This window comes from Helicobacter ganmani, assembly GCF_003364315.1.
Classification (GTDB): Bacteria; Campylobacterota; Campylobacteria; order Campylobacterales; family Helicobacteraceae; genus Helicobacter_D; species Helicobacter_D ganmani.
Window position 1 is genome coordinate 79,263 of the sequence record NZ_NXLS01000007.1, and the last position, 23,365, is coordinate 102,627.

Annotated in this window: 25 protein-coding genes; 16 read left to right on the forward strand and 9 right to left on the reverse strand. The window is 37.9% G+C overall.

What is annotated here, in order from left to right:
• Positions 1-5: 5 nt before the first annotated feature.
• From CQA43_RS07195 to gltS, 3 genes are all read right to left on the reverse strand, one after another.
• The gene (locus CQA43_RS07195) at positions 6-755 is read right to left on the reverse strand and encodes a thioredoxin domain-containing protein (RefSeq protein ID WP_245944265.1); all 750 of its coding nucleotides are present in this window, start codon (positions 753-755) and stop codon (positions 6-8) included.
• A 270-nt stretch (positions 756-1,025) separates the two neighbouring features.
• A complete protein-coding gene (gene queF / locus CQA43_RS07200) occupies positions 1,026-1,517 on the reverse strand; it encodes a preQ(1) synthase (RefSeq protein ID WP_115551932.1) in 492 nt (163 codons plus the stop codon).
• A 292-nt stretch (positions 1,518-1,809) separates the two neighbouring features.
• A complete protein-coding gene (gene gltS, locus CQA43_RS07210) occupies positions 1,810-3,021 on the reverse strand; it encodes a sodium/glutamate symporter (protein ID WP_115551934.1) in 1,212 nt (403 codons plus the stop codon).
• A gap of 248 nt (positions 3,022-3,269) precedes the next feature.
• Between gltS and CQA43_RS07215 the strand changes: the two genes are divergently transcribed.
• From CQA43_RS07215 to CQA43_RS09765, 5 genes are all read left to right on the forward strand, one after another.
• Complete coding sequence (locus CQA43_RS07215; protein WP_115551935.1) at positions 3,270-4,379, forward strand: hypothetical protein; 1,110 nt, start codon at positions 3,270-3,272, stop codon at positions 4,377-4,379.
• Entirely contained in the window at positions 4,376-4,966 is a 591-nt protein-coding gene (locus tag CQA43_RS07220) for a hypothetical protein (RefSeq protein WP_115551936.1), read from the forward strand. The genes CQA43_RS07215 and CQA43_RS07220 overlap by 4 nt, the downstream gene beginning before the upstream one ends.
• Before the next feature lies 1 nt (position 4,967).
• The gene (locus CQA43_RS07225; protein ID WP_115551937.1) at positions 4,968-5,255 is read left to right on the forward strand and encodes a hypothetical protein; all 288 of its coding nucleotides are present in this window, start codon (positions 4,968-4,970) and stop codon (positions 5,253-5,255) included.
• Positions 5,256-6,755, forward strand: coding sequence for a pilus (MSHA type) biogenesis protein MshL (gene mshL, locus CQA43_RS07230; protein ID WP_115551938.1), 1,500 nt, complete (start codon positions 5,256-5,258; stop codon positions 6,753-6,755).
• Between the two features lie 154 nt (positions 6,756-6,909).
• A complete protein-coding gene (locus tag CQA43_RS09765; RefSeq protein ID WP_245944270.1) occupies positions 6,910-6,981 on the forward strand; it encodes a hypothetical protein in 72 nt (23 codons plus the stop codon).
• A gap of 179 nt (positions 6,982-7,160) precedes the next feature.
• Here CQA43_RS09765 and CQA43_RS07240 read toward each other — a convergent pair whose 3' ends face one another.
• Genes CQA43_RS07240 through rfaD form a run of 4 tightly spaced genes read right to left on the reverse strand, consistent with a single transcriptional unit; the run spans position 7,161 to position 10,751 of the window.
• Positions 7,161-7,607: a hypothetical protein gene (locus CQA43_RS07240; RefSeq protein ID WP_245944266.1), complete on the reverse strand. Its 447-nt coding sequence runs from the start codon at positions 7,605-7,607 to the stop codon at positions 7,161-7,163.
• The gene (gmhA, locus tag CQA43_RS07245; protein WP_115551939.1) at positions 7,608-8,171 is read right to left on the reverse strand and encodes a D-sedoheptulose 7-phosphate isomerase; all 564 of its coding nucleotides are present in this window, start codon (positions 8,169-8,171) and stop codon (positions 7,608-7,610) included. It abuts the gene before it with no gap.
• Positions 8,172-9,728, reverse strand: a complete 1,557-nt coding sequence (gene rfaE1 / locus CQA43_RS07250; RefSeq protein WP_115551940.1) for a D-glycero-beta-D-manno-heptose-7-phosphate kinase — start codon at positions 9,726-9,728, stop codon at positions 8,172-8,174. It abuts the gene before it with no gap.
• A gap of 3 nt (positions 9,729-9,731) precedes the next feature.
• Positions 9,732-10,751 (reverse strand): ADP-glyceromanno-heptose 6-epimerase, encoded by a 1,020-nt coding sequence (gene rfaD, locus CQA43_RS07255; RefSeq protein WP_115551941.1) that lies wholly within the window; start codon positions 10,749-10,751, stop codon positions 9,732-9,734.
• Between the two features lie 114 nt (positions 10,752-10,865).
• Between rfaD and CQA43_RS07260 the strand changes: the two genes are divergently transcribed.
• The 8 genes from CQA43_RS07260 (at position 10,866) to CQA43_RS07290 (ending at position 18,104) form a co-directional block, all read left to right on the forward strand.
• Entirely contained in the window at positions 10,866-11,729 is an 864-nt protein-coding gene (locus CQA43_RS07260; protein WP_245944267.1) for an HDOD domain-containing protein, read from the forward strand.
• Entirely contained in the window at positions 11,722-13,881 is a 2,160-nt protein-coding gene (locus CQA43_RS07265) for an RNB domain-containing ribonuclease (RefSeq protein WP_115551942.1), read from the forward strand. Before CQA43_RS07260 ends, CQA43_RS07265 begins: the two co-directional genes overlap by 8 nt.
• Positions 13,881-14,894 carry a DNA polymerase III subunit delta gene (locus CQA43_RS07270; RefSeq protein WP_115551943.1) on the forward strand — a complete coding sequence of 338 codons (1,014 nt, stop codon included), beginning with the start codon at positions 13,881-13,883 and terminating at the stop codon, positions 14,892-14,894. The genes CQA43_RS07265 and CQA43_RS07270 overlap by 1 nt, the downstream gene beginning before the upstream one ends.
• A gap of 83 nt (positions 14,895-14,977) precedes the next feature.
• The gene (gene rpsF, locus CQA43_RS07275; RefSeq protein WP_115551944.1) at positions 14,978-15,370 is read left to right on the forward strand and encodes a 30S ribosomal protein S6; all 393 of its coding nucleotides are present in this window, start codon (positions 14,978-14,980) and stop codon (positions 15,368-15,370) included.
• Positions 15,371-15,389: 19 nt separating this feature from the next.
• Entirely contained in the window at positions 15,390-15,920 is a 531-nt protein-coding gene (locus tag CQA43_RS07280; RefSeq protein WP_115551945.1) for a single-stranded DNA-binding protein, read from the forward strand.
• A gap of 10 nt (positions 15,921-15,930) precedes the next feature.
• A complete protein-coding gene (gene rpsR / locus CQA43_RS07285; protein WP_026944503.1) occupies positions 15,931-16,188 on the forward strand; it encodes a 30S ribosomal protein S18 in 258 nt (85 codons plus the stop codon).
• A gap of 140 nt (positions 16,189-16,328) precedes the next feature.
• Positions 16,329-16,451, forward strand: coding sequence for a hypothetical protein (locus CQA43_RS09920; RefSeq protein ID WP_281270114.1), 123 nt, complete (start codon positions 16,329-16,331; stop codon positions 16,449-16,451).
• Between the two features lie 129 nt (positions 16,452-16,580).
• Positions 16,581-18,104 carry a YifB family Mg chelatase-like AAA ATPase gene (locus CQA43_RS07290; RefSeq protein WP_115551946.1) on the forward strand — a complete coding sequence of 508 codons (1,524 nt, stop codon included), beginning with the start codon at positions 16,581-16,583 and terminating at the stop codon, positions 18,102-18,104.
• A gap of 329 nt (positions 18,105-18,433) precedes the next feature.
• On the opposite strand, the gene flhB is transcribed toward CQA43_RS07290, so the two are convergent.
• Both flhB and CQA43_RS07305 read right to left on the reverse strand, forming a co-directional pair.
• Positions 18,434-19,498, reverse strand: coding sequence for a flagellar biosynthesis protein FlhB (gene flhB, locus CQA43_RS07300; protein ID WP_115551948.1), 1,065 nt, complete (start codon positions 19,496-19,498; stop codon positions 18,434-18,436).
• Between the two features lie 12 nt (positions 19,499-19,510).
• Positions 19,511-20,176: a molybdenum cofactor guanylyltransferase gene (locus CQA43_RS07305; RefSeq protein WP_115551949.1), complete on the reverse strand. Its 666-nt coding sequence runs from the start codon at positions 20,174-20,176 to the stop codon at positions 19,511-19,513.
• 117 nt (positions 20,177-20,293) lie between these two features.
• Here CQA43_RS07305 and moaA point away from each other — a divergent pair, with 117 nt between their 5' ends.
• From moaA to CQA43_RS07325, 3 genes are all read left to right on the forward strand, one after another.
• A complete protein-coding gene (gene moaA / locus CQA43_RS07310) occupies positions 20,294-21,292 on the forward strand; it encodes a GTP 3',8-cyclase MoaA (RefSeq protein WP_115551950.1) in 999 nt (332 codons plus the stop codon).
• Positions 21,293-21,660: 368 nt separating this feature from the next.
• Entirely contained in the window at positions 21,661-22,098 is a 438-nt protein-coding gene (locus CQA43_RS07320; RefSeq protein ID WP_115551952.1) for a Dps family protein, read from the forward strand.
• A gap of 159 nt (positions 22,099-22,257) precedes the next feature.
• A partial coding sequence (locus tag CQA43_RS07325; protein WP_181881657.1) for a cache domain-containing protein occupies positions 22,258-23,365 on the forward strand: 1,108 nt, incomplete at its 3' end.

Consider the following 23,365-nt stretch of genomic DNA (forward strand, 5'->3'; position numbering starts at 1 on the left):
AATCATTATTTTTGCTCAAAGACAAAAGGGACACCCCGAATTACTTTGCTAGCAAAAATTTTATCTGTATTTTTGCGCACTTGTGTAAAATCTGTCGCCATTTCTTCTTTGCTCAATTTTCTGTCTTGATAAAATTTGCGTAGAATTTTGATTTTGCCTTTTGTATCGTCTGCTTTAAGTTTTGCGGTTTGATTCATCGCTAATTGTGCCTTAATAAAGGCTTCCTTTTGATGTACAGGCGCAAAAATTAATTTCAAATTCGCTTCTTTTAGTTCAGATTCTATCTCCTCTAATTGTTTGCGACAATAAGGGCAATCCGGGTCTGTTACAACAATATGAGTTGGGAGGTTTTTACCCGTTCCTCTAAGGTAAATGAAATCCTCTTGATTGAAACCTGAAAAAAGTGCGTTGAGTGCCGCTGTATCTTTCTTTTCTTTTGCATTTTCTGCTTTGCGGAGTTCCTCCATAATCATTTTGGAATCCTCCTTGTCTAGGTTCATCATATTACTTAATGCAACAAAATAACTTCCCTCTTGGCTCACAAGTGCCGGAAAAATATCTCCTCCTTGCGTGCGTCCAATCACAAAATATTGATTTTTGAAGCTTTTAAGCGGTTTTTTGAGTTGCACCTTGACTTCCACTCCCGCGAATCCCTGCACGCTTTTTGTAAAATTTTCCTCAAATCCCGCATTAGCAAAACTCGCTAAACCAACTATCATCGCTGTATTCAAAATAGTTTTTTGCATTATTTGCATTAATATCCCTTATTTAAAAAATCAAAGCGGTATTATAGCATAAATTATTGTCAAAATGTAATTATCATTACACCCTCATACCCGATTTTACCGCTTGATGAGCTTGTAAAATGATTGTATTTTTCCTTGTAAAGACAACACAAACAAAGTGCGCAATCTGCAAAAATTTGTGCGGGTTTAGGTGAAAAGATTTGTGCAACACACCCGCATTTGCAAATCTAATCCTGCAAACAAAATCTTTTAGCACGAAGGCGGATTAGAGGTTGAATCTTAACGATTATCCACCTTTTCTAACAATAAATCGTGGTGGGTGAGGCGATATTCTGCCATTTCTTGGTATTTTGTCTTTGGGATTCCATAGTTTGCATAAGGGTCAATGCTGATTCCCCCACGTGGCAAAAATTTCCCCCACACTTCAAGATAGCGTGGCTGCATTAACTCCACCAAATCCTCTAAGATTCTATTCACGCAATCCTCGTGGAATCCTCCGTGATTGCGGAAGCTAAAAAGATAGAGTTTAAGTGATTTGGATTCTAGCATTTTTTTATCTGGGATATACGAAATATAAATTGTCGCAAAGTCCGGCTGTCCTGTAATGGGGCAAAGGCTTGTAAATTCGGGGCAATTAAACTTGATAAAATAATCTCGCTCTGTGAATTGATTCTCAAAAGTCTCTAAAAGGCTTTTGTCGTAGGTGAAGACATATTGCGTTTTATTTCCCAAATGTGTAAGGGATTCTTGGGGGGTTTGCTTCTTTGGCATTTATTTCCTTTGTAATTTTCTTTGCAATTATACAAAAGAATCTTTGCGATTCCATTGTGAATATTTCTTTATGTAGAATTATGGATTTGCGCTGTGTGGGTGAATTTGCTATGCACAAATGCATATTGCGAAAATTTTGCAAATTTTCTCGCAATGACGACAAATCAACACGTAATGTCTCAACCGTGTCATTGCGAGGAATGCGCGAAGCAAATGACACAATGGAATCCTTTTGTGCCAAGTTACGAACTGCCGCGCTTTGGCTCAATGCAAAATCTTGCAAAAGCAAATCCTAAAAAAATGGAAGTTTTAGCACTCCGCTAATCACGATTGCATTCACAAGGTCAATAAAAAACGCTCCCACCAAAGGCACGACGATAAACGCCATATGGCTCATACCATAATGTTGGGTAACCGTTTGCATATTTGCCATTGCCGTAGGAGTCGCTCCAAGTCCAAACCCGCAATGTCCCGCAGCCAAAACCGCTGCGTCATAATCACGCCCGCAGAATCTAAAAGTAACGAAAATCGCAAAGGCAATCATCAACACGACTTGAATCGTGAGAATCACAAGCATAGGAAGCGCAAGTGAGACAAGCTGTGTAAGATTAATCGTCATCAACGCAAAAGCCAAGAAAAGCGACAAACTCACATTTCCTAGCACGGAAACTTCTCTATCAAACACTTGATGCACTTTTGTCATAGATAGCACATTGCGCAGAATCGCTCCCACAAATAAACACCATACAAAGGTGGGAAGCGTGAAAGCAGAGCCTTTTAAATAACTTGAAATAAGCGTTCCAATCAGCAAAGAAATCGCAATCAAAGCTAGAGATTCCACAAACGAAGTCGCGGTAATCAACCTCTCTTTTTCTGGCTTTTCAAACCCTTTTGGCAAACCCTCCTCTACTACATCTTTGCTTGGGAGTTGCAATTGATATTTTTTCACAAGATAGTGTGCCACAGGACCGCCGATAACCCCACCGGCGATTAATCCGAAAGTTGCACAAGCCATAGCTACCTCCAAAGCAGCTTCAAACTCATAAGGGGGCAGCTTAAAAATATCTGCCCACGCAGCACCTGTGCCGTGTCCTCCGCTCATTGTAACAGAACCTCCAAGCAAACCAATCACGGGATTCACACCCATAAACTTAGCTGCAAGCACTCCCGCAATATTTTGCAAAAAGAGCAACACAGAAACAAAGATTAAAAAGATAAAAAGAATCTTTCCACCTTTTTTGAGTGAAGCAAAATCGGCACTTAGTCCAATACTAGCATAAAATGCTAACATCAAAGGGTCTTTTAACGCTCCATCAAACTTCAATTCTATTTTGCCATAATGATAAAGCAGAAAAATCGCAATTGCTGCAATGATTCCCCCCACCACAGGTTCTGGAATATTATAATCACGCAAAAATTTACTTTTGCCGATGATAAAACGCCCCAAAAGCAATACGAAAATCATACTAAGCAAAGTGGCGTAAAAATTAAATGAAACTATCATTTATAGCTCCTGTTTATGAAAATTACCGCATTGTAGCAAACAAGAAATTAGAGTTAAATAAGGCAGATTCTTTTCCAAACACACACAAAAAGCCAAAGCAATAAATTTTTCGTTAAAGATTACAAATTGTAACATTTCAATTCTCTTACTTAAGTTTCTACTTCCACTTCTCCTTAAAAGCTAAGGATTTTAAACCTTTTTGAGTTATTATCCAAAACCTAACTACATTTTAACAAAAGGCTTAAAGTTTGGAGAGTTTTGATAACAAAGAGATTGTCTTTTACTCCTTGAGTTTGGACGAAAAAGAAATCAAAGACCTCCAAGAATCCCCAGAAATTTTGGAAGATTTATTAGAGGACAAAGTCTGCTCCCTGCTCAATCTGCCCCGCACTTGTGAATATTTTTCGCGCTTTTTTACGCAAGATGCTCATACTTATCATTGTTTATTACTTAACAAAGATTCCTTGAAAAAATATGTGAGTGATGCGCAAACCTACCTTAGCCACCCTTGTTTTTTGTGCGAGCAATTTTTGCAAGAAACTTTAGAATCGCAGGCGTTTTTGGTGCTAGATGTTTGCGCAAAATGGACACTTATTTATTATCACAAAGGCAAAATCACTTTTCTGCAATCCATAAATAACCTCCAAATCGCACAAGACAAGATTAAACTTTTGAATCCAAACCCTCAAAACTTTGCCCTCTTTTTTTGGCTAATAGGCGAAATGAATCCCGCGCAATCCGAAGAACTAAAAAGCCTCCAATCCCTTTTTAATACGCAAATCCTCCAATGTAAGCTAGAGGAAGTTTTGCTTTTGGACTCTTATAATTTCAATCCACTTGAAAAAACGCTTCCCCTAAGCCAACGAAAAGTAGGCAAAGCACTGAAATTTGCACTATTGGGTGCGAGTGTGGGAATCGGGATTTGGCTTGTTTTGTTAATCTTAGATTTGCTAAAAAGCAGAGAAATAGAAAATCTCCAGCGACAAATCCAAGAAAAAAATATCCAAATCCACAACCAAATCCAAAGCTATACGCAATCCCAAAAACAAGTGCTACTTCTGAAAGAAAAGTTAGAATCCCTACAAACTCTTGAAGCACAAAATGCACATTTCCTTCAAAATGCTATTCCTAACGCTCTTGTGCCATTTTTTCATACACTTAACCCGATTTTGCAGCAATACAATGTCAAAATTGCTTATTTTGGGCTAGAAAAAGATTCACTTCATTTGCTTTTTAGAGGCAAAAACACTTTGCAAGCCTTAGAAAAGCTAGAAAAATCCCCTTGGGGAAATGTGCAGAGATTGGAAAAATATCAAGAATTTTATTGGATACAAATTGCCTTTAGGATTCCACAATGAACGGAGCCAAAAGAGCTTTGGAACAAATTTGCAAAACAATAGAATCTTATTTAGAATTGCGCTCCAAAAAAGAAATGATTTTAATCTTTATTCTTTGTTTTTTATTAGGTTTTATTGGGATTTTTAGCCTAAGCTTTGAGCGCACAAAACAATCTTTGGAGGCAAAAAACCAAAAGAAGCTACACCTACAAAAAGAACTTTTGGACTTACAAGAATCCTTTAACGCCCCCCAAGACTTTGAGGATACAAAATCCTTACAAGATTCTATCCACGCCTTAGAACAAAAAATTGCACAACAAGACAAACAAAAAAATCTCTTACAAAATCAATCTAGCATCTATGCACTGACGCAAATTGCGGATTCTAAAAATCTACAAGACTTCACGCTCACACAAGAAAACCAAAAAATCTTACTTAGTGCAAAGGGAAAATATGCAGATTTTTTTAGTTTTTTAGAAAGCCTAGAAGCACAATCTTATTCAGAAATCTCGTCTCTTTCTCTTTATCCCAACGCCCTTAAGCAACATTTGGAATTTTATTTAGAGATTCTACTCCATAAACAGAATCCTCTGCCCAACAGGAATTAAAATGAAATTATTTTTCTTCATACTCGTTTTAACCACTGCTTGTGCTGGATTTGACCCCTTTTACTATGGACAAGATTCCCAAAGTAATGAGGACTTAAATCTCTATGGTTTGATGAAAGAACGTGCCAATATCAATGGCAAATGGTATAAGGTACAAACAACTTTTGACGCGCAAAATATGCGCTTTAAGATTCTTAAAATCCAAAATAACTGCGTGATTTTGGAGGAATCCTCCACGCAAGGTTTAAGCACAATTTGCCTACAAAAATCAAAACTATTAAGGAACTAAATGCGACTTCTTTACCGATTCAGCCTCCTATTTCTTTTGCTTTTCGCTCCACTTTTTGCGTGCCAAAATCGCCTTTTTAATCTCTCTTTGCAAGATTATCCCATCAAAATTGGTGAGGTTTTAAACGAATTTTCTAGTGAGTGCCATTTCAGTGTTGTTTGGGACGAAATCGCAATAGAATCGCGGCTCAACCAAAATCTTTCTATGATTAACTTTAAAGACAAAGATTTGAATTTTATCTTTGAATTACTTTTTAATGCGGCAAATTTGCATTATTCTTTTGAAAAGGACATTTTAAGACTTAAAATTAATGAAACAAAAACTTTCAAAATCAACTACTTAAGCACGAATCGGCAAGGCATTAGCAATACTTCTGTTTCTATCAATAATGAGGAGCGGCAAAGCAACTACAATACGCAAAGAGATGAAGACAATTTAAGCAAGTCTGGAATCAATATCAAAAGCGAAGACGGATTTAATTTTTGGGAAACGATTGAAACAGAAATCTTAACAATGATTAATGCCAAAGCAGAGGAAGGGCGTGTGATTATCAATCGTGGCGCGGGATTAGTCAGCGTCAAAGGCGATAGAAAATCACTCCAAAAGGTAGAATCCTATATCCAAAACCTACACGAACGCTTGCAGCAACAAGTTTTGATTGATGTGCATATTCTAAGCGTTGCGCACAAAAACGCGCAGACTTTGGGGATTAATTGGGAAAGTCTTTATGATTTGCAAAATCTTGTGATTCCACCTTTTAGCGAGAGTGCAAGCTTAGGAGGCAAGGGCGAAATGGGCAATGTCAGCGGACTAAACCTCATCGGTGGCGATAGCGGACGCAGTTTGCATTATGGGTTAAATATTTTCTCGCAAGGCGTAAGTCTCACGCGCATTGTAGAGTTTCTAAAAACCTATGGGGAGGTGCAATCTATCTCTAATCCCAAAGTTCTTACACTCAACAATCAACCCGCAATGATTAGCGTAGGCGATATTTTGCGCTACAAGAAAAGCAATATTTATCAAAACACCAATGCGCAAACCACGCTCACAAATACCGATAACGAATATCCAAGCATCTTTGCTGGCGTGCTTTTAGACATTACACCTTTGGTGTTTGGAGAGGAAATCATGCTCAAAATCAATCCCTCTATTACCAAAACCAAAGATAACAAAAGCGAGATTCCAAGCAATGCCTTTGACACCCCACCTAATCTTACAACCAATCAACTAAGCTCTATCGTCAAGGTAAAAAATAATCAAAAGATAATTTTAGGTGGGCTCATCTCGCAAAACACAATGAATCAACAAAATAAAGTGCCGCTACTTGGGGACATACCTTTGCTAAAGCTACTTTTTTCTTATTCGCAAGAAGTGCAAAATACGGAGGAAATTATTTTCATCATTGAGCCAAAAATTATTACAGACAATGTATTAAGCCTAGAATCGCTCGGCTATCGCTTGATTGATGAGGAAAAGATTAATAGAAATAATAAGGAATAAATTTTGTAGAATACTAAAGTAAAATGCAACGAAATCTTATCTCAATAAGCATCAGTTTGTAGGCGTTGAATTAGACTCTACCTATTGCAAACTCTCAAAAAATCGTTTTTTAGAGACAATCAAAAAAGAGGGAGCAAAATTATACATTGACCATATTAAGCCAAAAGATTTAGGAGGGAAAGCCACTTTAGAAAATGGACAAACGCTTTGTAGTAGGCGTAATTAATCTAAAACAAACCAAAACAGGCAAAAAGATATTTTAAGAATATTAGAAAACTACCAAAAATGCTAACGAGAAAGAATGGATAGATTTCTTAGAATATACGCTAAAAGTTTATGAAAAACATATACCAATGGGCATATTGTATGAAACAAAGAATAAGATATTTCAATATTCTTCACAACCTATCCCCCAAAGAATCCTCTTAAATCATTATTGAAATACATTTCTAACACTTTCGCGCATTGTGGGCAAATTTGTAAAGGTTTGTCGTTAAAAAACTTTGTCTGCACCTTATGCGAATAAATCCCAAGAAAAAAGCGCAAATTAAGAGAAATCGTAGCAATGAAATCGGGATTTTTGAGATTCTCCAAAGCCTCCTTGCACCCGCACAAATGCACAAAAGGGTCGCCTTTACTCCTAAACATCACCTCTTGCACTCTTGCTTGATAGAGCATAATTTTGCAAATATTATTGCTTGAAAAACGAAAGTAAATGCCCCTCTCATCGGCAGATAAATCCGCGAAATTCGCCATAATCCCACCCTGTTGAAGCTGTTTAAAAAGCGCGGAATCCAAGCCATTCTCTCCACTTCCGCAAGCAGCAATCGTTTTTTCAAAAAATTTTTGCAATTATTCCGCCTCTCTTTCAATCAAATCACAAAGAATATGCCCCATTAAAATGTGCATTTCCTGAATGCGCGGCGTATCACTGCTTGGAGAGATGAGCAAAATATCGCAGAGATTCCGCATTTCTCCCCCGCTCCCTCCGCTAAATCCTAGAGTTTTACAACCTATCTGACGCGCGACTTTTAAGGCATTAAGGACATTTTTACTATTGCCACTTGTAGAGATTCCAAGCAACAAATCCCCATTTCTTGCTATCGCCTCCACTTGTCTAGAAAACACAAACTCATAGCCATAATCGTTTCCAATCGCGCTCAAAGCACTCGTATCGGTTGTTAGAGCAATCGCACACAAACCCTTGCGCTCCCGCTTGTATCTCCCGGTAAGTTCTGCCGCAATGTGTTGGCTATCTGCCGCACTTCCGCCATTGCCACAGAGTAGAATCTTGCCTCCGCCTTTTAATACCTCTATCGCCATTTGTGCTGCATTTTCTAAATCTTGCGCTAGAGATTCCATTTTTTGCGCACTTTCTAAATGTGCTGCAATCTCTCCCAAAATCACTTGTTTCATTTAAGATTCCTTTATTTTTTGGATTAATTGACTTGTGCTTTTGCCCTCTATAAACTCCAACAAGCACACCTCATCACTAAATTCACTCCCCACAACCTCCTTGCCCTGATAGTCTGCGCCTTTTACTAACACATTAGGGCGAATTTTTGCAATCAACTCTCGTGGAGTTTCCTCCTCAAACACCACGACAAAATCCACACATTCCAAAGCACAAAGCATTGCGATTCTATCTTTTTCCTCATTCATAGGGCGCGAAATCCCTTTAAGCCGTTTGACAGAAGCATCACTATTCAAACCGATAATCAGCAAATCTCCTAAATTACGCGCCTTGTGCAAATAATCAATATGTCCTAAATGCAAAATATCAAAGCAACCATTTGTAAAAACGATTTTGAAATTTTCCTCTTTGAGTTGGTGGAGAGATTCCAAAAATCCATAAAACTCCTCTGCTTTTATCCATTTATCCCAATAGGAAGTGAGTTTTTGCCGCTTAAAAATTTTGGTAATTTGTCTGCTTAGAGAATTTGAAAGAGACATCTCCTCGCCAAAAATTTGCAAAAATTCTGTATTTGCCAAAGCAGAATCCAAAAGGTTGTTGCGCCTAAGATAAGCAAAAATCTCTTGTTTGCTAGCAGTTGCAGAACCCACTTTGCTTACTACAACCGCAGCGGCGGCATTGGCAAAATATACGCTTTGTGAGATTGGCTTACCCAATGCCAACATATAAGCCAAAGAGGCAATCACCGTGTCTCCTGCTCCTGTTACATCAAAGACTTCCCGTGCAATCGTTGGCATTCTCTCTACTTTGACGCTTCCTTCTTGGATAGAATCCCTTGTGGCAAATGCGATTCCATCTTCACTTAAAGTGATTAATGAAGTCTCTAATGCGCACATTTTTTGTAAAGCCACAATACAATCTTGCAACGAATCCTCATCACAAATATTAATCCCTGTGGCTTGCATTGCTTCTTTTTTGTTGGGAGTAAGCAAGGTTGCGCCCTTGTATTTGGTATAATCCTTGCCCTTTGGGTCTATTAAAATCTTTAAATCGTGCGCTTTGGCTAAGGCAACCAAACTTTGTGTCAAACTATCATTCAATACGCCCTTTTGATAATCACTTAACACGAGACATTGGAGATTGGATTCCACAATCTTGCGCGAAACAAAATCCAAAATAAACTTCTCGCCCTCTTGACAAATGAGGCTTTTATCCTCCCTATCAATTCGCACGACTTGCTGATGTGCCGCAATAAGGCGAGATTTTTGTGTCGTAGGGCGCAAAGTGCTTGAGAAAATCCCCTCTATCTTAATGCCCCTATTTTCTAATTCTTGTTTCAAAGTTTTACCCGCTTCATCACAACCCACTATTCCGCAAATCCATACATTGGATTCCAAACTTATAAGGTTATTAGCGACATTACACGCGCCACCTAGGCTCAAAGATTCTTTTTTTACATCAATCACTTGCACTGGTGCTTCAGGAGAAATGCGCTCACAATTCCCCCAAATATAATGGTCTAAAATCAAATCTCCCACAACTAAAATATTTGGCTTCATACATTAATTTCCCAAAACTTCTTCCCACAGATTTGCATTATGAATCGCTTTGATTTGGCTTAAATAGTTTTTGATTCCCACTTCTAGCGAGAATCTTGGTTCATAATCTAAAAATTTTTTGGTCAAAACGATATTCGCTTCTGTATGCGTTTGAAAAAACTTATAGGGATTCTCAATATACTCCACTTCAAAGTCACCCAAATTCGTTTTGAGACATTGAATAATGTCATTATAGCTTCTTGCCTTGCCACTACCAACATTATAGATTCCACTTTTTTTTGCGTGGATTGCTTTGACATTTGCTGCAATCACATCTTGAATATACACGAAATCACGCTTTTGTTCGCCCATTTTAAACAAGCGCACTTTTTTGGATTTCAACGCTTGTAAGCCTAATTGCAAAATCATTGAAGCAGTTTTGCCTTTATAAACTTCATTTTCACCATAAACATTAAAATATCTCAAGCCCACAATGTTTAAAAGCGGAAAATTCTTTAAGTATTTCATCGTGAGATTGTCCATCATCAATTTAGAAAATCCATAAACATTTTCTGGAATCTCTCCGCTACCGATACTATTAGGCGCAGGGCTATTGCCATAAACGCCCGCACTTGAAGCATAAATCATACTTGCATTGCTACGCACGCACAAGTCCAACAAATCCTTATATGCATTCACATTTGCGCGCAAAATCGCCTCTTGATTCATCACTGTGGTATCCGAAATAGCCGCTTGATGAAAAATATAATCAAATTTGCGTTTCTCCAATCTTGCCAAATCCTCTTTATCGGTAATATCCCCTACAATCACCTCGCCCTTAAAATCAAGTAGATTCTTAAAATGTCCTAGAGATTTTAGATTTCCGTTGCTAAACTTCGTTTCGCTTCTAAAGCTATCCAATACCACCACTTCCGCGTCTTTATGGTGCTTTTGAAAATAAAGTGCGAGATTAGAGCCAATAAATCCTGCACCCCCTGTAATCAAAATGCGTTTCCCTTTCAAAGAATCATCAATGTATTGCATATTTTTCTCCCTTTAAAGATTTAGCTTTATTGTAGCAAAATTCTCTGCATTTTAGAGTTTATGCTATAATTTTATTTTGATTCTTTGATTCTCATAAATTGGAATTATTTTATTATGTTAAAAAATATTCAAACGATGAAAGATTTTGTAATAAACGAAATTGATGCTTTGCCACCATTGCCTCAAACAATTCTTGAATTGCAAAGGATTTGCGCTCAAGAACATTCAAGCATCAAGCAAGTTGCTAATGTGATTGAGCAAGACCCTTTTTTGACAATGGATTTAATCAAAAGCGCAAATTCTCCTCTTTATGGTTATCATCGTAAAATTAACTCCATTTTACAAGCCGTTTCCCTCTTTGGAATCTCAACTGCCAAAGGCTTGGCGATTGCAAGTGCAATCAAAGCAAAATTTGTGATAAATTTAACACCTTACAACATAGAAGTTAGTCAATTTGTAGATACTTCCAATATCAAAAATGCTTTTTTATGTAGGTGGCAACAAAAAAATATCCATTTGCTTGAGATTTTAGTTCCCTGCGCACTTGTAATGCACATTGGTATGGTGATTATTTCAAACTGCTTAAAGCAATCAGGAAAGCAAGAAGAATTTATGCAGAACATTAATTCCCATCAATTTTTAGAAATTGAACAAAATTTGCTCGGCTACAACCAGTTTGAAGTGCTAGAGCATTTATTTGAACATTGGAACTTTGAAGAAACAATGGTGCAAGTGGTACATTATTTAAATAGCCCTACTTTACCAAAAGAGCTACAAATTTATATTTATCCCCTAAGAGTGTTGAATGCCTTAATAAATCCCTATGAAATCGCAAGTGAAGCGCAAATTTTGGAAGCAAGAAATCTTGTGCAACAATATCAGTTGGATTTAGCAAGCTTTGACACAACCTTAGAGGATATGCGACTAAACCCCGCGCCTACTTTGCCCGAAGAGGATTATCCTTTAGTTGATGAATGAGTTTTTAAACCTCTTGCAAAACGGGATTCCGCTTGATTTCAAACTTGCAGAATCCTTTACACAAATTTTGGCATCTCTCTTAAAGCTTAATGTGCTTATCTTGCGCAAAAATCGCTATTTTTTACGCAAACAATTCTGCATTGGCAGAGTAGAACTAGCGCGCAAGGGTTATGGATTCGTCCTTCCTCTGCCAAAATCCAACAAGCAAGATTGGCTCGTAGAAAAAAATCTTTTAAAAGGAGCGCAAAAGGGCGATATTGTGCTAGCCAAACTGCTTACCAAAGGCGATTCCAATCGTCCGCGTGCAAAAGTTTTAAGCATTTTAGAATCCAAAGACAAATTCGTGCTTTGCTATCTTGAAAAATACAAACTAGATTGCATTGCAATTTCAATCCCAAACGAGATTCCTTATAAAATCAAAGCGAGCCAAAAATCGCTAAAAACCTTACCTTCTAACACAATCTTAAAGTTAAATCCCAAAAATGGCGAGATTTTAGAAATTTTAGGCACATTAGAAGATTCGCAGATTGATGAAACCCTTACATTAAGCCTCTATGATCGGCAAGAATCTTTCAATCTAAGCGCGCAACTTCAAGCAGAAAGCTTCCAAGAAGTGCGCATAAAAGACTTCAAAGACCGCATAAACTGCACGCATTTGCCTTTTTGTGCGATTGACCCGCTTGGCGCAAAAGACCACGATGACGCGGTTTATTTTGACGCGGAATCCTCTACGCTTTATGTTGCGATTGCCGATGTAAGCTATTATGTGCCACAGGATTCCCCGCTAGACTTAGAAGCAAGAAATCGTGGCTTTAGCATTTATTTTCCGCACAAATCTATTCCTATGTTGCCTCGTGCTTTAAGTGAGAATCTTTGTTCTTTGAATGCGGGCAAATTGCGTCTTGCAATGGTTTGGAAAATGCGCCTACACAAACGCACCAAAGCGGTTTTAAATAGCGAATTGTTTGAAGCGGTGGTTAAAGTGCGACAAAAACTCACTTACGAGGAAGTAGATGAGCTACTAGAAAGCGGCAAGAGCAAACAAATTCTCCCTGCTCTCAAAAAACCACTCCTTCATCTTCACACGCTTGCCCAAAAACTCCGAGCCAAAAGGTTAAAAAAGGGTTTTGATTTCTTAGGAGATGAAAAATCAATGGAGCTAGACAAAAACTTAGAATTAAAAAATATAAAAATAGAATCGCAAACCCCTAGCCATCAACTTGTAGAAGAGTGCATGCTGCTAGCAAATATGCAAAGTGCAAAACTCCAAACTCAAAGAACAACAGCAAATGACGAAAGCCTAAAACTAGGTATTTATCGCGTCCATTCACAACCAAAACCCGCTGGAATCACAGAATTATTCACGGAGCTTAAACTACTTGGCATTTGGGAAAAAGTGATTCCTTTTAGAGATTTTCATCAAGCTATTTTAAACGTGCAAAGAGCCGCGAAACTCGCTAATATGGAAAGCGAAATGGATAAACTTATTATCAAATCTATGCCACAAGCAAGCTATGCAAGCCACAATATCGGGCATTTTGGATTAGGATTTGAAGTTTATAGTCATTTTACTTCTCCGATTCGGCGTTATAGTGATTTGCTACTTCACAGAATCCTAAAGGCAAAGATTCAGCTTAATGAGGATTCCACGCACAAGGAATCTCTACCCACACTTTGCGAGGATTTAAGCCAAAAAGAACGCGAAGTCGCCAAGATAGAAATGGAATTTAAAGACCGCAAATTTGCGCGATTTTTATCACAAAGAATCGGACAAGCTTTTATCGGATTTGTGTCCAATGATTCTACCCCAGAGATTGTTTCTCTTGTAACTCCTCCTTTGCAAGGTGCGCGTGTCCTCTGTCTTAAAGGCAAAGGGGTAAAATACCAAAAAGTGCGCATTCAAATCATAGAAGTTAATATCGCAACCGCAAAAATTTATGGTAGAATTGTGGAAAGTTATAATGAAAGTTTTGGAATCGCAAGCGAGCAAATCTCCACATATCTCTTTGCGAAATCTTCTCAAAAAGAGCGTCAAAAGCAACAAAAAGCTAAAGAAAAAGCACAAAAAACAATGCAACGAGCAAAACGCTATAAAAGGAATCGCCATACCAACTCGCAATCTTTTGTGCGCCACAAATGCAAAGGTAGATAATGTATAAAAAAGAATTAGACGCCAAACTTGCCAAACAAGAAGAAATCCGCGCTATTTTGCTGTATGGCGAAAGCTCCTTTTTGATTGGCTATTATGGTGAAAAAATTGCGCAAACGATTCTTACAAAAGGCTGTGAAAAAAATAGTTTTTATTTCAATGCCTTTGATTTCCAAAGTGCATTAAGCTGCTTTTCACAAGGCTCGCTCTTTGGAGATGAAGCATTGGTGTGGATTAAAATTGACAAAAAAATTCCCAAAAAACAGCTAGATACTTTAATCCAATCCTTATTGCAAAACGGCGCGGGTTATTTGGTGGTTGAATTTTATCCCGCAGAGAACAAAAGTGCGAGTGAATATATGACAGACGCACGCGCGATGTCTGCGAGTTTTCCTGCAAAAAACGCAAAAGAAAAGGTTTTTGAAGCACGATTCTTTGCACCAAACCTCAACGAAGCAATGGCAATCTTAAAAGAATATGCCCAAAATCTAAAAATCCAAATTTCGGACTTTAATCTACACAAAATCCTAGAACAACAAAACTTTGATTTGGGATTAAGTGTCGCAGAACTTCGCAAATATACGATTTTTGACCAAGAAATCAGTGCGGAAATGGTAGAGGGCTTGGGCTATGGCTTGGGCAGTGTAAAACTAGAGGAGATTTTGGAATCCCTACTGCTTAAAAAGCCTTATTTTGACAAATTATCACAATTTTTAGAACAGGGCTTTGAGGAAGTGCCTTTGATTAATGAAATACAAAAATACTTTTTTGTATTGTTTTTGTTTTCAAGCCATATTAGGATTTATGGAGAAGCCTCATCACAAGATGTTTTGGGCTACAAATTACCTCCTATGTTGCTAGAGCAGAAAAAGAGATTTGCGATTTTGCTTAAAGAATCTCAATATGAATCCGTTTTCTCTATTCTTAATGCTTGGAGAGAGGATTCTTTAAAAGGCGCAAACAAAGGCAATGGACTTTTAAGTGCTTTAATGAAAATTCAAGCAATCTTGAGATAAAATCCGCGACTTTACATTGAATTGTAAAAGATGAATCCTTGCTCTTTTGAATCGCAAAAGGGCAAAATCCACAAGGAGACTTTATGCGTTTTTATGAAACTATGTTTGTGGTTAAACCCACTTTGACACAAGAAGAAATCACTCAAAAGATTGATTTTTACAAAACTGCAATCATCAACAATGGCGGAGAAATCAGCGCAACTTTAGATATGGGTATGCGCAACCTTGCCTATGAAATCAAAAAAAACAAACGCGGCTACTATTTTGTTATTTATTTCAAAGCAGAACCTAAGCTTGTTTTAGAATTAGAGCGTCTCTACCGCATCAATGAAGATATTTTACGCTTTATCGTCATCAAATACGATAGCAAAAAAGAGCAAAAAGCTTGGGAAATCTTAGTTGATAGAGCAATCAACAATAAAAAATCTGCTCCCTTAAAAGAAAAAGAGGCAGAAGAAAAAGTTGCTCAAGAATAAGGGTAGTTAAGGATATTCAATGTTTAACAAAGTCATTTTAGCAGGAAATTTAACGCGAGATGTAGAATTGCGCTATTTGCCTAGTGGTGCCGCATTAGCAAAACTTGGACTTGCGGTGAATCGTCGCTTCAAAAAGCAAGATGGTTCGCAAGGAGATGAAGTTTGCTATATTGATGTAAATCTGTTTGGGCGGACTGCTGAAGTGGCAAATCAATACCTCAAAAAAGGCTCTTCAGTGCTTATTGAAGGGCGTTTGGTATTGGAAAGCTGGACAGATAATACCGGACAAAAGCGAAGCAAACACAGCATTACAGCCGAAAATATGCAAATGCTTGGCTCAAGAAATGAAGGTGGGAATTATGGAAATGGCGGTGGAAATGGAAGCTATGGGGGCTACCAAAATCAAAATGACAATTATGGTGAAACCACTCACTACAACAACTATGGGAATCCTCAAAATACACAACAAGCTAGCGCACCAAAACCACAAAAAGCCAAAGAAAACGAAATCCCTGTGATTGACATTGACGATGAAGAAATACCATTTTAAAGGATAAATTATGGCAGAGAAAAAAAGATACTCCAAACGATATTGCAGATACACAGAGGCAAAAATTGATTTTATTGACTACAAAGATGTAGAAATGCTTAAGCATTCACTTTCTGAACGTTACAAAATTATGCCACGTCGCTTAACAGGCAACTCTAAAAAATGGCAAGAGCGCGTAGAAGTCGCAATCAAACGCGCTAGACAAATGGCATTAATTCCTTATATTGTAGATAGAAAAAGAGTAGTTGAGAACCCTTTCAAAATCTAATCTTAACCTACTTAAACGCACACAATCATTTGTTGTTGTGTGTCCTCGCGAGACTTCATAGAAGTTGTAGCACACACTTTATCCTTGCGAGAACTGCAACGCAATTCTTTCACCGCGTCCTTACAAAAACCTAAAGGTTTTTGTGGCGTGCATTTGCGATTCTACCCTGCGTCATTGTGAGAATGCGTAGCGTTCTTGGCAATCTACAATCTCGTGAAAATAGAATCTCACAGAAATTTTTACAATACAATCGCAAAAACTAAAAAGCTACATTTCACAACAACTATGTTACTATTTTATCCAGTCAAACAATAATTTTGCAAAATCCGATTCTTTTGTTTGCAATTCTTACAAACTTCCGATACACTGAAACCTAAAAACAAGGAAAAATAATGGGATTAAACCTACTCTATTGCGCGGCACAAGTAGGACTTGAAGCAAAAATCGTGGAAGTAGAAGTAAGCTTTACGCGTGCATTGCCCTCTTTTAGCATTACAGGGCTTGCGGGTAATGCGATTCAAGAATCCAAACAACGCGTGCAGTCCTCTTTGCTCGCAAACAACTTTAAATTTCCTCCGCTCAAAATCAATGTTAATCTTTCTCCATCGGATATCCCAAAGCAAGGGAGTTTTTATGACTTGCCTATTGCCTTGCTTATCGCACTCAATGGCACTTGCGACCTCAACGAAATCACGCAACAAAATACAGATTCCAAACCCCCAAAAATCTTTGCCTTTGGAGAACTTGGGTTAGATGGGCGTATCAAGGATAGCCCCTCTATCTATCCTCTACTTTTTTCTCTGTTAAGCAAGCAATCCAATTCCCTCTTTTTATTGCCCAAAGTTGCACAAGAATTTTATTCCAAGCTTCCAAACCTTAAAGCCTATTATGTAGATTGCCTCCAAGACGCCATTGCAACTTTACAAAACTTACCGCCTTTAGAATCGCACTCTTGCGACTTACCCTTTTTGCATCAAGAAATTGCGGGAGAAAAATATTATTACACACAAGAATTTCCACTTGATTTTTATGATATTATTGGACAGGAACGCGCCAAACGCGCCGCACTCATCGCAGCTTGTGGATTCCACAATCTCTTGCTTGAAGGCAGTGCCGGGAGTGGCAAAAGTATGATTGCTACAAGGATTCCTTATATTTTGCCGCCTTTGAGGCTCTATGAAATCTTGCAAATGGCTGCCAACACACTTGAAATCTCTCCGCATAGACCCTTTCGTAATCCACACAATAGCGCAACCAAAGCTGCTATTTTGGGAAGTGCCGTGGGGCAAAATATCAAGCCGGGTGAAATTGGTATGGCACATCTTGGAGTTTTGTTTTTAGACGAGTTACCCCACTTTCCAAAAAGCGTTTTGGAATCCTTGCGCGAGCCATTGCAAAATCATTATTTTACTATTTCGCGCTTGCAGGCAAAAATCACTTGTCCTACAAATTTTATGTTTATTGGTGCGATGAATCCTTGCCCTTGTGGCAATCTCTTAAGCCTTAGCAAGGAGTGCCGCTGCAACCAAAAAGAAATTAACGCCTATAAAACCAAAATTTCCGAGCCATTTTGGGATAGATTGGATTTATTTGTGCAAATGCAAGAGGGCAAACAAAGCGCACATAGAGTGAATTCTCTTACCTTGCAAGATTTCATTTTACAAGCCTTTTTGTTCCAAAAACAGCGCGGACAAACTTGCCTTAACTCCCGCTTACAAGGCGCAGAATTAGAAAAATATTGCGTGTTAGATTCTAAAACAAAAGAAACACTAGAAATTGCTTGCGAAAAATTCGGAATCTCCAAGCGCGGACGCGATAAAATCTTGCGTGTAGCGCGCACGATTGCGGATTTAGACTCCTCTGCAAAGATTCAAAAAGAACATTTGTTAGAATCTCTAAGCTTCCGCAAAATATGATTATCTGCCTTGTCATTGCGAGATTCTGTAAGGAATCGTAGCAATCTATAATCTTGCATATAGGAATCTTTACAACGAAATCTTTTGAGTATGCTTGATTATGGATTGCTTCACTACGCTCGTAAGGACGCGAGGATAAGTTTTTAGAATCTCAAAGACGAGACTCCACTTTATCGTTATATTTTAGTAGAATTTTTACGCGAAGCATTGATTTTTTTACTTTCTTGCAAAAAATTTGACGCGCTATCTGCATTGCCTTTAAAAAGCTTTTCTGGCACATAGATTCTAAACTCTCTGTGGAGTCTTTTAGATTTTGAGGAAAGTTTAACTTACTTTTTTCTGCGCTCATCATTGATTTTTTGGACTTTGATTAGCACTTCTACCATTGCTTGATACAATGTCTCTGGAATCTCCATATCCAAATCTACATCTTTATACAAAGCACGCGCTAAAGGGGGATTTTCTATGATTGGGATTTCATATTCCTTTGCGACTTCTTTAATGCGCTGGGCTAAGAAATCTGCACCTTTGGCTAGCACACGCGGTGCGCGATCTTTTTCGCTATCATAGCGCAACGCAACTGCATAATGTGTAGGGTTTGTTACTACGACATCAGCACTAGGGAGATTCTGCATCATTCGCTTGCGCGCTGCTTGAAACATAAGGGAGCGAATCTTGCCCTTAATTTGTTGGTCTCCCTCCATATTCTTAAACTCATCTTTCACCTCTTGCTTACTCATACGCAAAGACTTAAAATACTGATAACGTTTAATCAGATAATCCACGCTCGCCATCACCATAAAAAACGCAAGCAGGATTCCAATCAAAATGATTGCTTTATCACGAAACCACAGCATTTGGTCGCCAATAGGAAACAGCGCAACGGTGGTTAGCTCGTGCATAAAACCAATAAACACAAAAAACGCGATAATAAAGGCAGTCATTACCTTAAAAGTAATCAAGAATCCATCAAGAAGTTTTTTAAGAGAGACAAGGTTCTTCATTCCACTAATAAAATTTAGCTTTTGCAATTTTGGCTGAATTGCCTTTGCGGTTAGCAAAAATCCACTTTGTGCGACATTGGCAATCACTCCGATAAGCATTAATGCTCCAAAAATTGGCGCAACTAGAAAGAGAATCTGAAAAATCAAAGAAATTGCGATAGATATTGCATTCTTTCGCGTCAAATCTTGGGAAAATTGCTGATAGATTTGCTCAAACACATTGCTCACACCCTGCACCCAGAAGCTAAAGCACAAAAAGATTAACACCAATCCCATAGTTAATCCCAAAAAGGCATTAACATCAGGACTTTTTAGGACATTTCCCTCTTCGCGCGCCTTTTCAATCTTGCGCGCGGAGGGGGCTTCGGTCTTTTCTTGTTCATCTGCCATTTAGCCTCCTTGTTAAGATTCCATTTGTTTGCACGCCTTTTGATAATCCTCTAACGTGTTAAGATTTAGTGTTTTGTCCTCATCTATCTCCACAAATTGCGCATTAATATTTTCCAAAAGTCTCATAAGTTTGTAATCTCCTTTCGCAATTTGCTCTTTAATCTTTGCAAGAGATTCTAATGTATAAATACCAAGCAAAGGGTGTATTTTTGTATTTTTAGCAAAAGTTGGTTTGGGATTTTTTGTGTAAGCTCGCCAAAGCATTGCAATGGAATCGCAATCCAAAAAGGGCGTATCAATGCTTATCACAAACACATCACATTGCAAAAACTCCAAAATACTCTGCAAACCAAAGATAGGTGCAAACTTGCTTTTAGGAATCTTGTGCCAATCTCTTGCGTCTGCTAAATGGATTTTTTGATTGAAATCCTTTCCCGCATTATCCGCATTCAAGGATAAATCTAAAATTGTAGCGATTCCAAAGGTATTTGGAATCTCAAATTTGGCAGAAAAATACAAACTCAAAAACCATTGTTGTAAATGTCTTGCTTGAAAGTTTGCCAAAGTCTCCTGCTTTTTTGGAACATTCGCATTGCCTATTAGCAAATCTTGCTTTAACTGCCCCATTCTTGTGCTTCTGCCACCGCACAAAAGGACACAAGGTATTGAAAATCTCATTTAGCAACCCCCAAAATATACAAAACCTAAAAATCCTATTTGAAGTTTTGGCAAAATTATAGCTTTTTTCCTGCACTTTTGGTAGGATTCTAAACTTTAAATGCGTAAGGAGTAAATGTGCTAGTAGATGGTTTTGGAAGAACCATTGATTATATGCGAATCAGCGTAACCGAACGATGCAATTTTCGTTGCGCTTATTGTATGCCAAACACGCCGATGAATTTAGGCGATGAAAACGAAGATGTACCGCTAGAATCTGTGTTAAACTTCATCAAGGTAGCCATTATACAAGGAGTTAAAAAAATCCGAATCACAGGCGGAGAACCGCTTTTGCGTTCCAAAATCGTTCCATTTATTGCGCAAATCTGCGACTTTGCGCCACAAATTGATATTGCACTAACCACCAATGCCTTTTTGCTTGCTCCACTTGCCAAACCACTCAAAGATGCGGGATTGAAGCGCATTAATATTTCCCTAGATTCCTTGCAAAAAGATAGAATCCTTTGTATCTCCAAACGCGACGGATTAGAAAAAATCCTCAATGGCATTGAAGTAGCACATCAAGTCGGACTTAAAATCAAGCTTAATATGGTTCCACTCAAAGGAATCAATACGGACGAGATTCTCTCTATCTTGGAATATGGTATGAAACGTGGCATAATGGTGCGATTCATTGAATATATGGAAAATTCCCACGCTAAAGAAGGAATTATGGGATTAAAACTTGCAGAAATTTTAGCAAACATTCAAACAAAATATCCCACGCGGCTATTTGAAAAAGAAGTCATTGGACCTGCGACACTTTTTAAGATTCCACAACAAGAAATCAAAGCAAACTTAGGAGTGGAGCTAAATCGCGATTATATCTTTGGCATCATCGCACCTCACAACGATGACTTTTGCAAAACCTGCAATAGAGTCCGCCTAAGCAGTGAGGGCAAGCTGATTCCTTGTCTTTATCATAACAACGCAATAGACATTAAAGAAGCAATGTTACGAGGCGATACAGAGGAGATTCTCTCTCGCTTAAAACTCTGCATAGAAAACAAGCCAGAAAAAAATGATTGGGATACCAATGCGATTTCTCAAAGGGCATTTTATCAAACAGGCGGGTAAGCCTGTGGGATTCCACAAGGAAAGAGAAAATATAAAATTGCTTTATCCTTGCGAGAAAATTTATAAAATTTTGTGGTCCTCATTGCGCTAGCTTCAACCACTTTAGTGCAAATCCATAACCTCGCATAAATCAAACCTCGCAACAAAACCACAAACCCCTTACAAGCCTTTACTGATTCTAGCGGATATTCTCCTTGCGCACAAAAAGATAATCCCAGCCATTCCACATTAAATCCTATAATCCTTAGAATTGAGAAATTATGACATAAAATTTATTGGCTTGGCAAGTTCATTTTCTTAATGATAATTATTTTCCTTTAAGAATCTCCTCTGTATAATTCATAAATATTTTAATCAAGGAGACAACAATGAATAAAATTGTTCAAACACTTAAACAAATCCAAGCAGATTCAGCTGTATTCTATATCAAGCTTCATAATTATCATTGGAATATCAAAGGTGCAGATTTCCACCCTATGCATTCAGCACTAGAAAATATGTATGATGAAATCACAGAACAAATGGACGAAGTGGCAGAACGCGTGATTCAAATCGGTGAAAAACCTTTTGTAACCCTTAAAGATATGCTAGCTGCTAGCAAAATCAAAGAAGACAAAGGCACAAGCTTTGATTCCAAAACAATTTTAAAATCTATTTTACCGGACTATGAATATTTCCTAAAATCCTTTAGAGAGCTTTCAGACTTAGCAGACGATGCAAATGATAAAGCAACCGTTGGGCTAGCAGACGAAAAAGTCGCTGCCTTAGAAAAAGCAATTTGGATGCTTAAAGCGCAACTTGCTTAATCTTTCAAATCCAACTCTAACTTTTCACTTGGATTCCTTATTCTTGCAGGATTCTAAGTGATTAGCATTCTTTTAATGTCTCACATTAAACTAAAATATTAATTAAATTGAAAGAAGAAATTTTATAAGATTTTATTATTCTTAAAATAAGGAGATTTTATGAAGGCGTTAAGGGTTTCATTGGTTACAAAAATTGCAGGGGCAATCGTGATAGCCTTTGTTATTATGATTAGCATTAGTGCAATATTAAATTATAAAAATACGACAGACGATTCAACAAAAGTTTATACTATGTTACAAGAAGAGATTCTAAAGGCGTCTTATACGACTATCAACATCACAATGAATATTGAGGCGGAACAACATTTAAAATTCTTGGCAGAGGAAATAGCAAGTATTGACCGCTACGATGTTGTTTCTCTTCGCAAGGCATTATCAAGCGTCCAATACACCGTGAAATATCCTGATGTTTATATGGTTTATGAAGATAACGGAGACTTCGTTGATGAATGGCTAGAGGAACATTTTCCCTCTAGCTTTAGTGATAGCTTCACTCCGATTCCTTCCACATACAAAGATATGCGAGAGGCTCTATGGTATCAACAAGCCAAACAAAAAGATGGCTTTATCGTAACGCCTGCTTATCTTTCCAAAAGCGGCAAATTAGCTGGGAGACATTTGGCAACTGCTGCATTACCATTCCACAAAAATGGCAAATTTGCTGGAGTAGTTGCAGCAGATATTCCTTTGGACTTATTCCAAGAACGTTTCAAAAACTTTGATACTTCAGATTTTCCAAGCTTAAATATTTACATTATGGACCAAAACAATGAAATCGTTTCCCACGAAATTGAAAGCCTAGTGCTAGATGGCAAACAAACTCCACAAGAGATTGCAATTTCCAAAGCAGCCAAACAAAATCCACAAGGAATCATCAATCTCACAGACCATACGAACACAGAAAGAATCGCACATTATCGGGTAATGCCTTTTGGTTGGATTATGGTTGCAAGCGCAGACCATGGCGATTATACAAGAGCCTCTAATATCACTGCTGTTAAAAATTTCATCATCAATTCAATACTTATCGTTATTGGCTCTATTATACTTTATTACATCATTCGGGTTTTCTTAAAACCACTCAAACGCATTCAACAAGGGTTGTCTCATTTCTTCTCCTACCTCAACCACGATACACAAACAGCCAATCTCATCAAAATAGAATCCCACGACGAATTTGGCATTATGGCAAAAGAAATTAATCAAA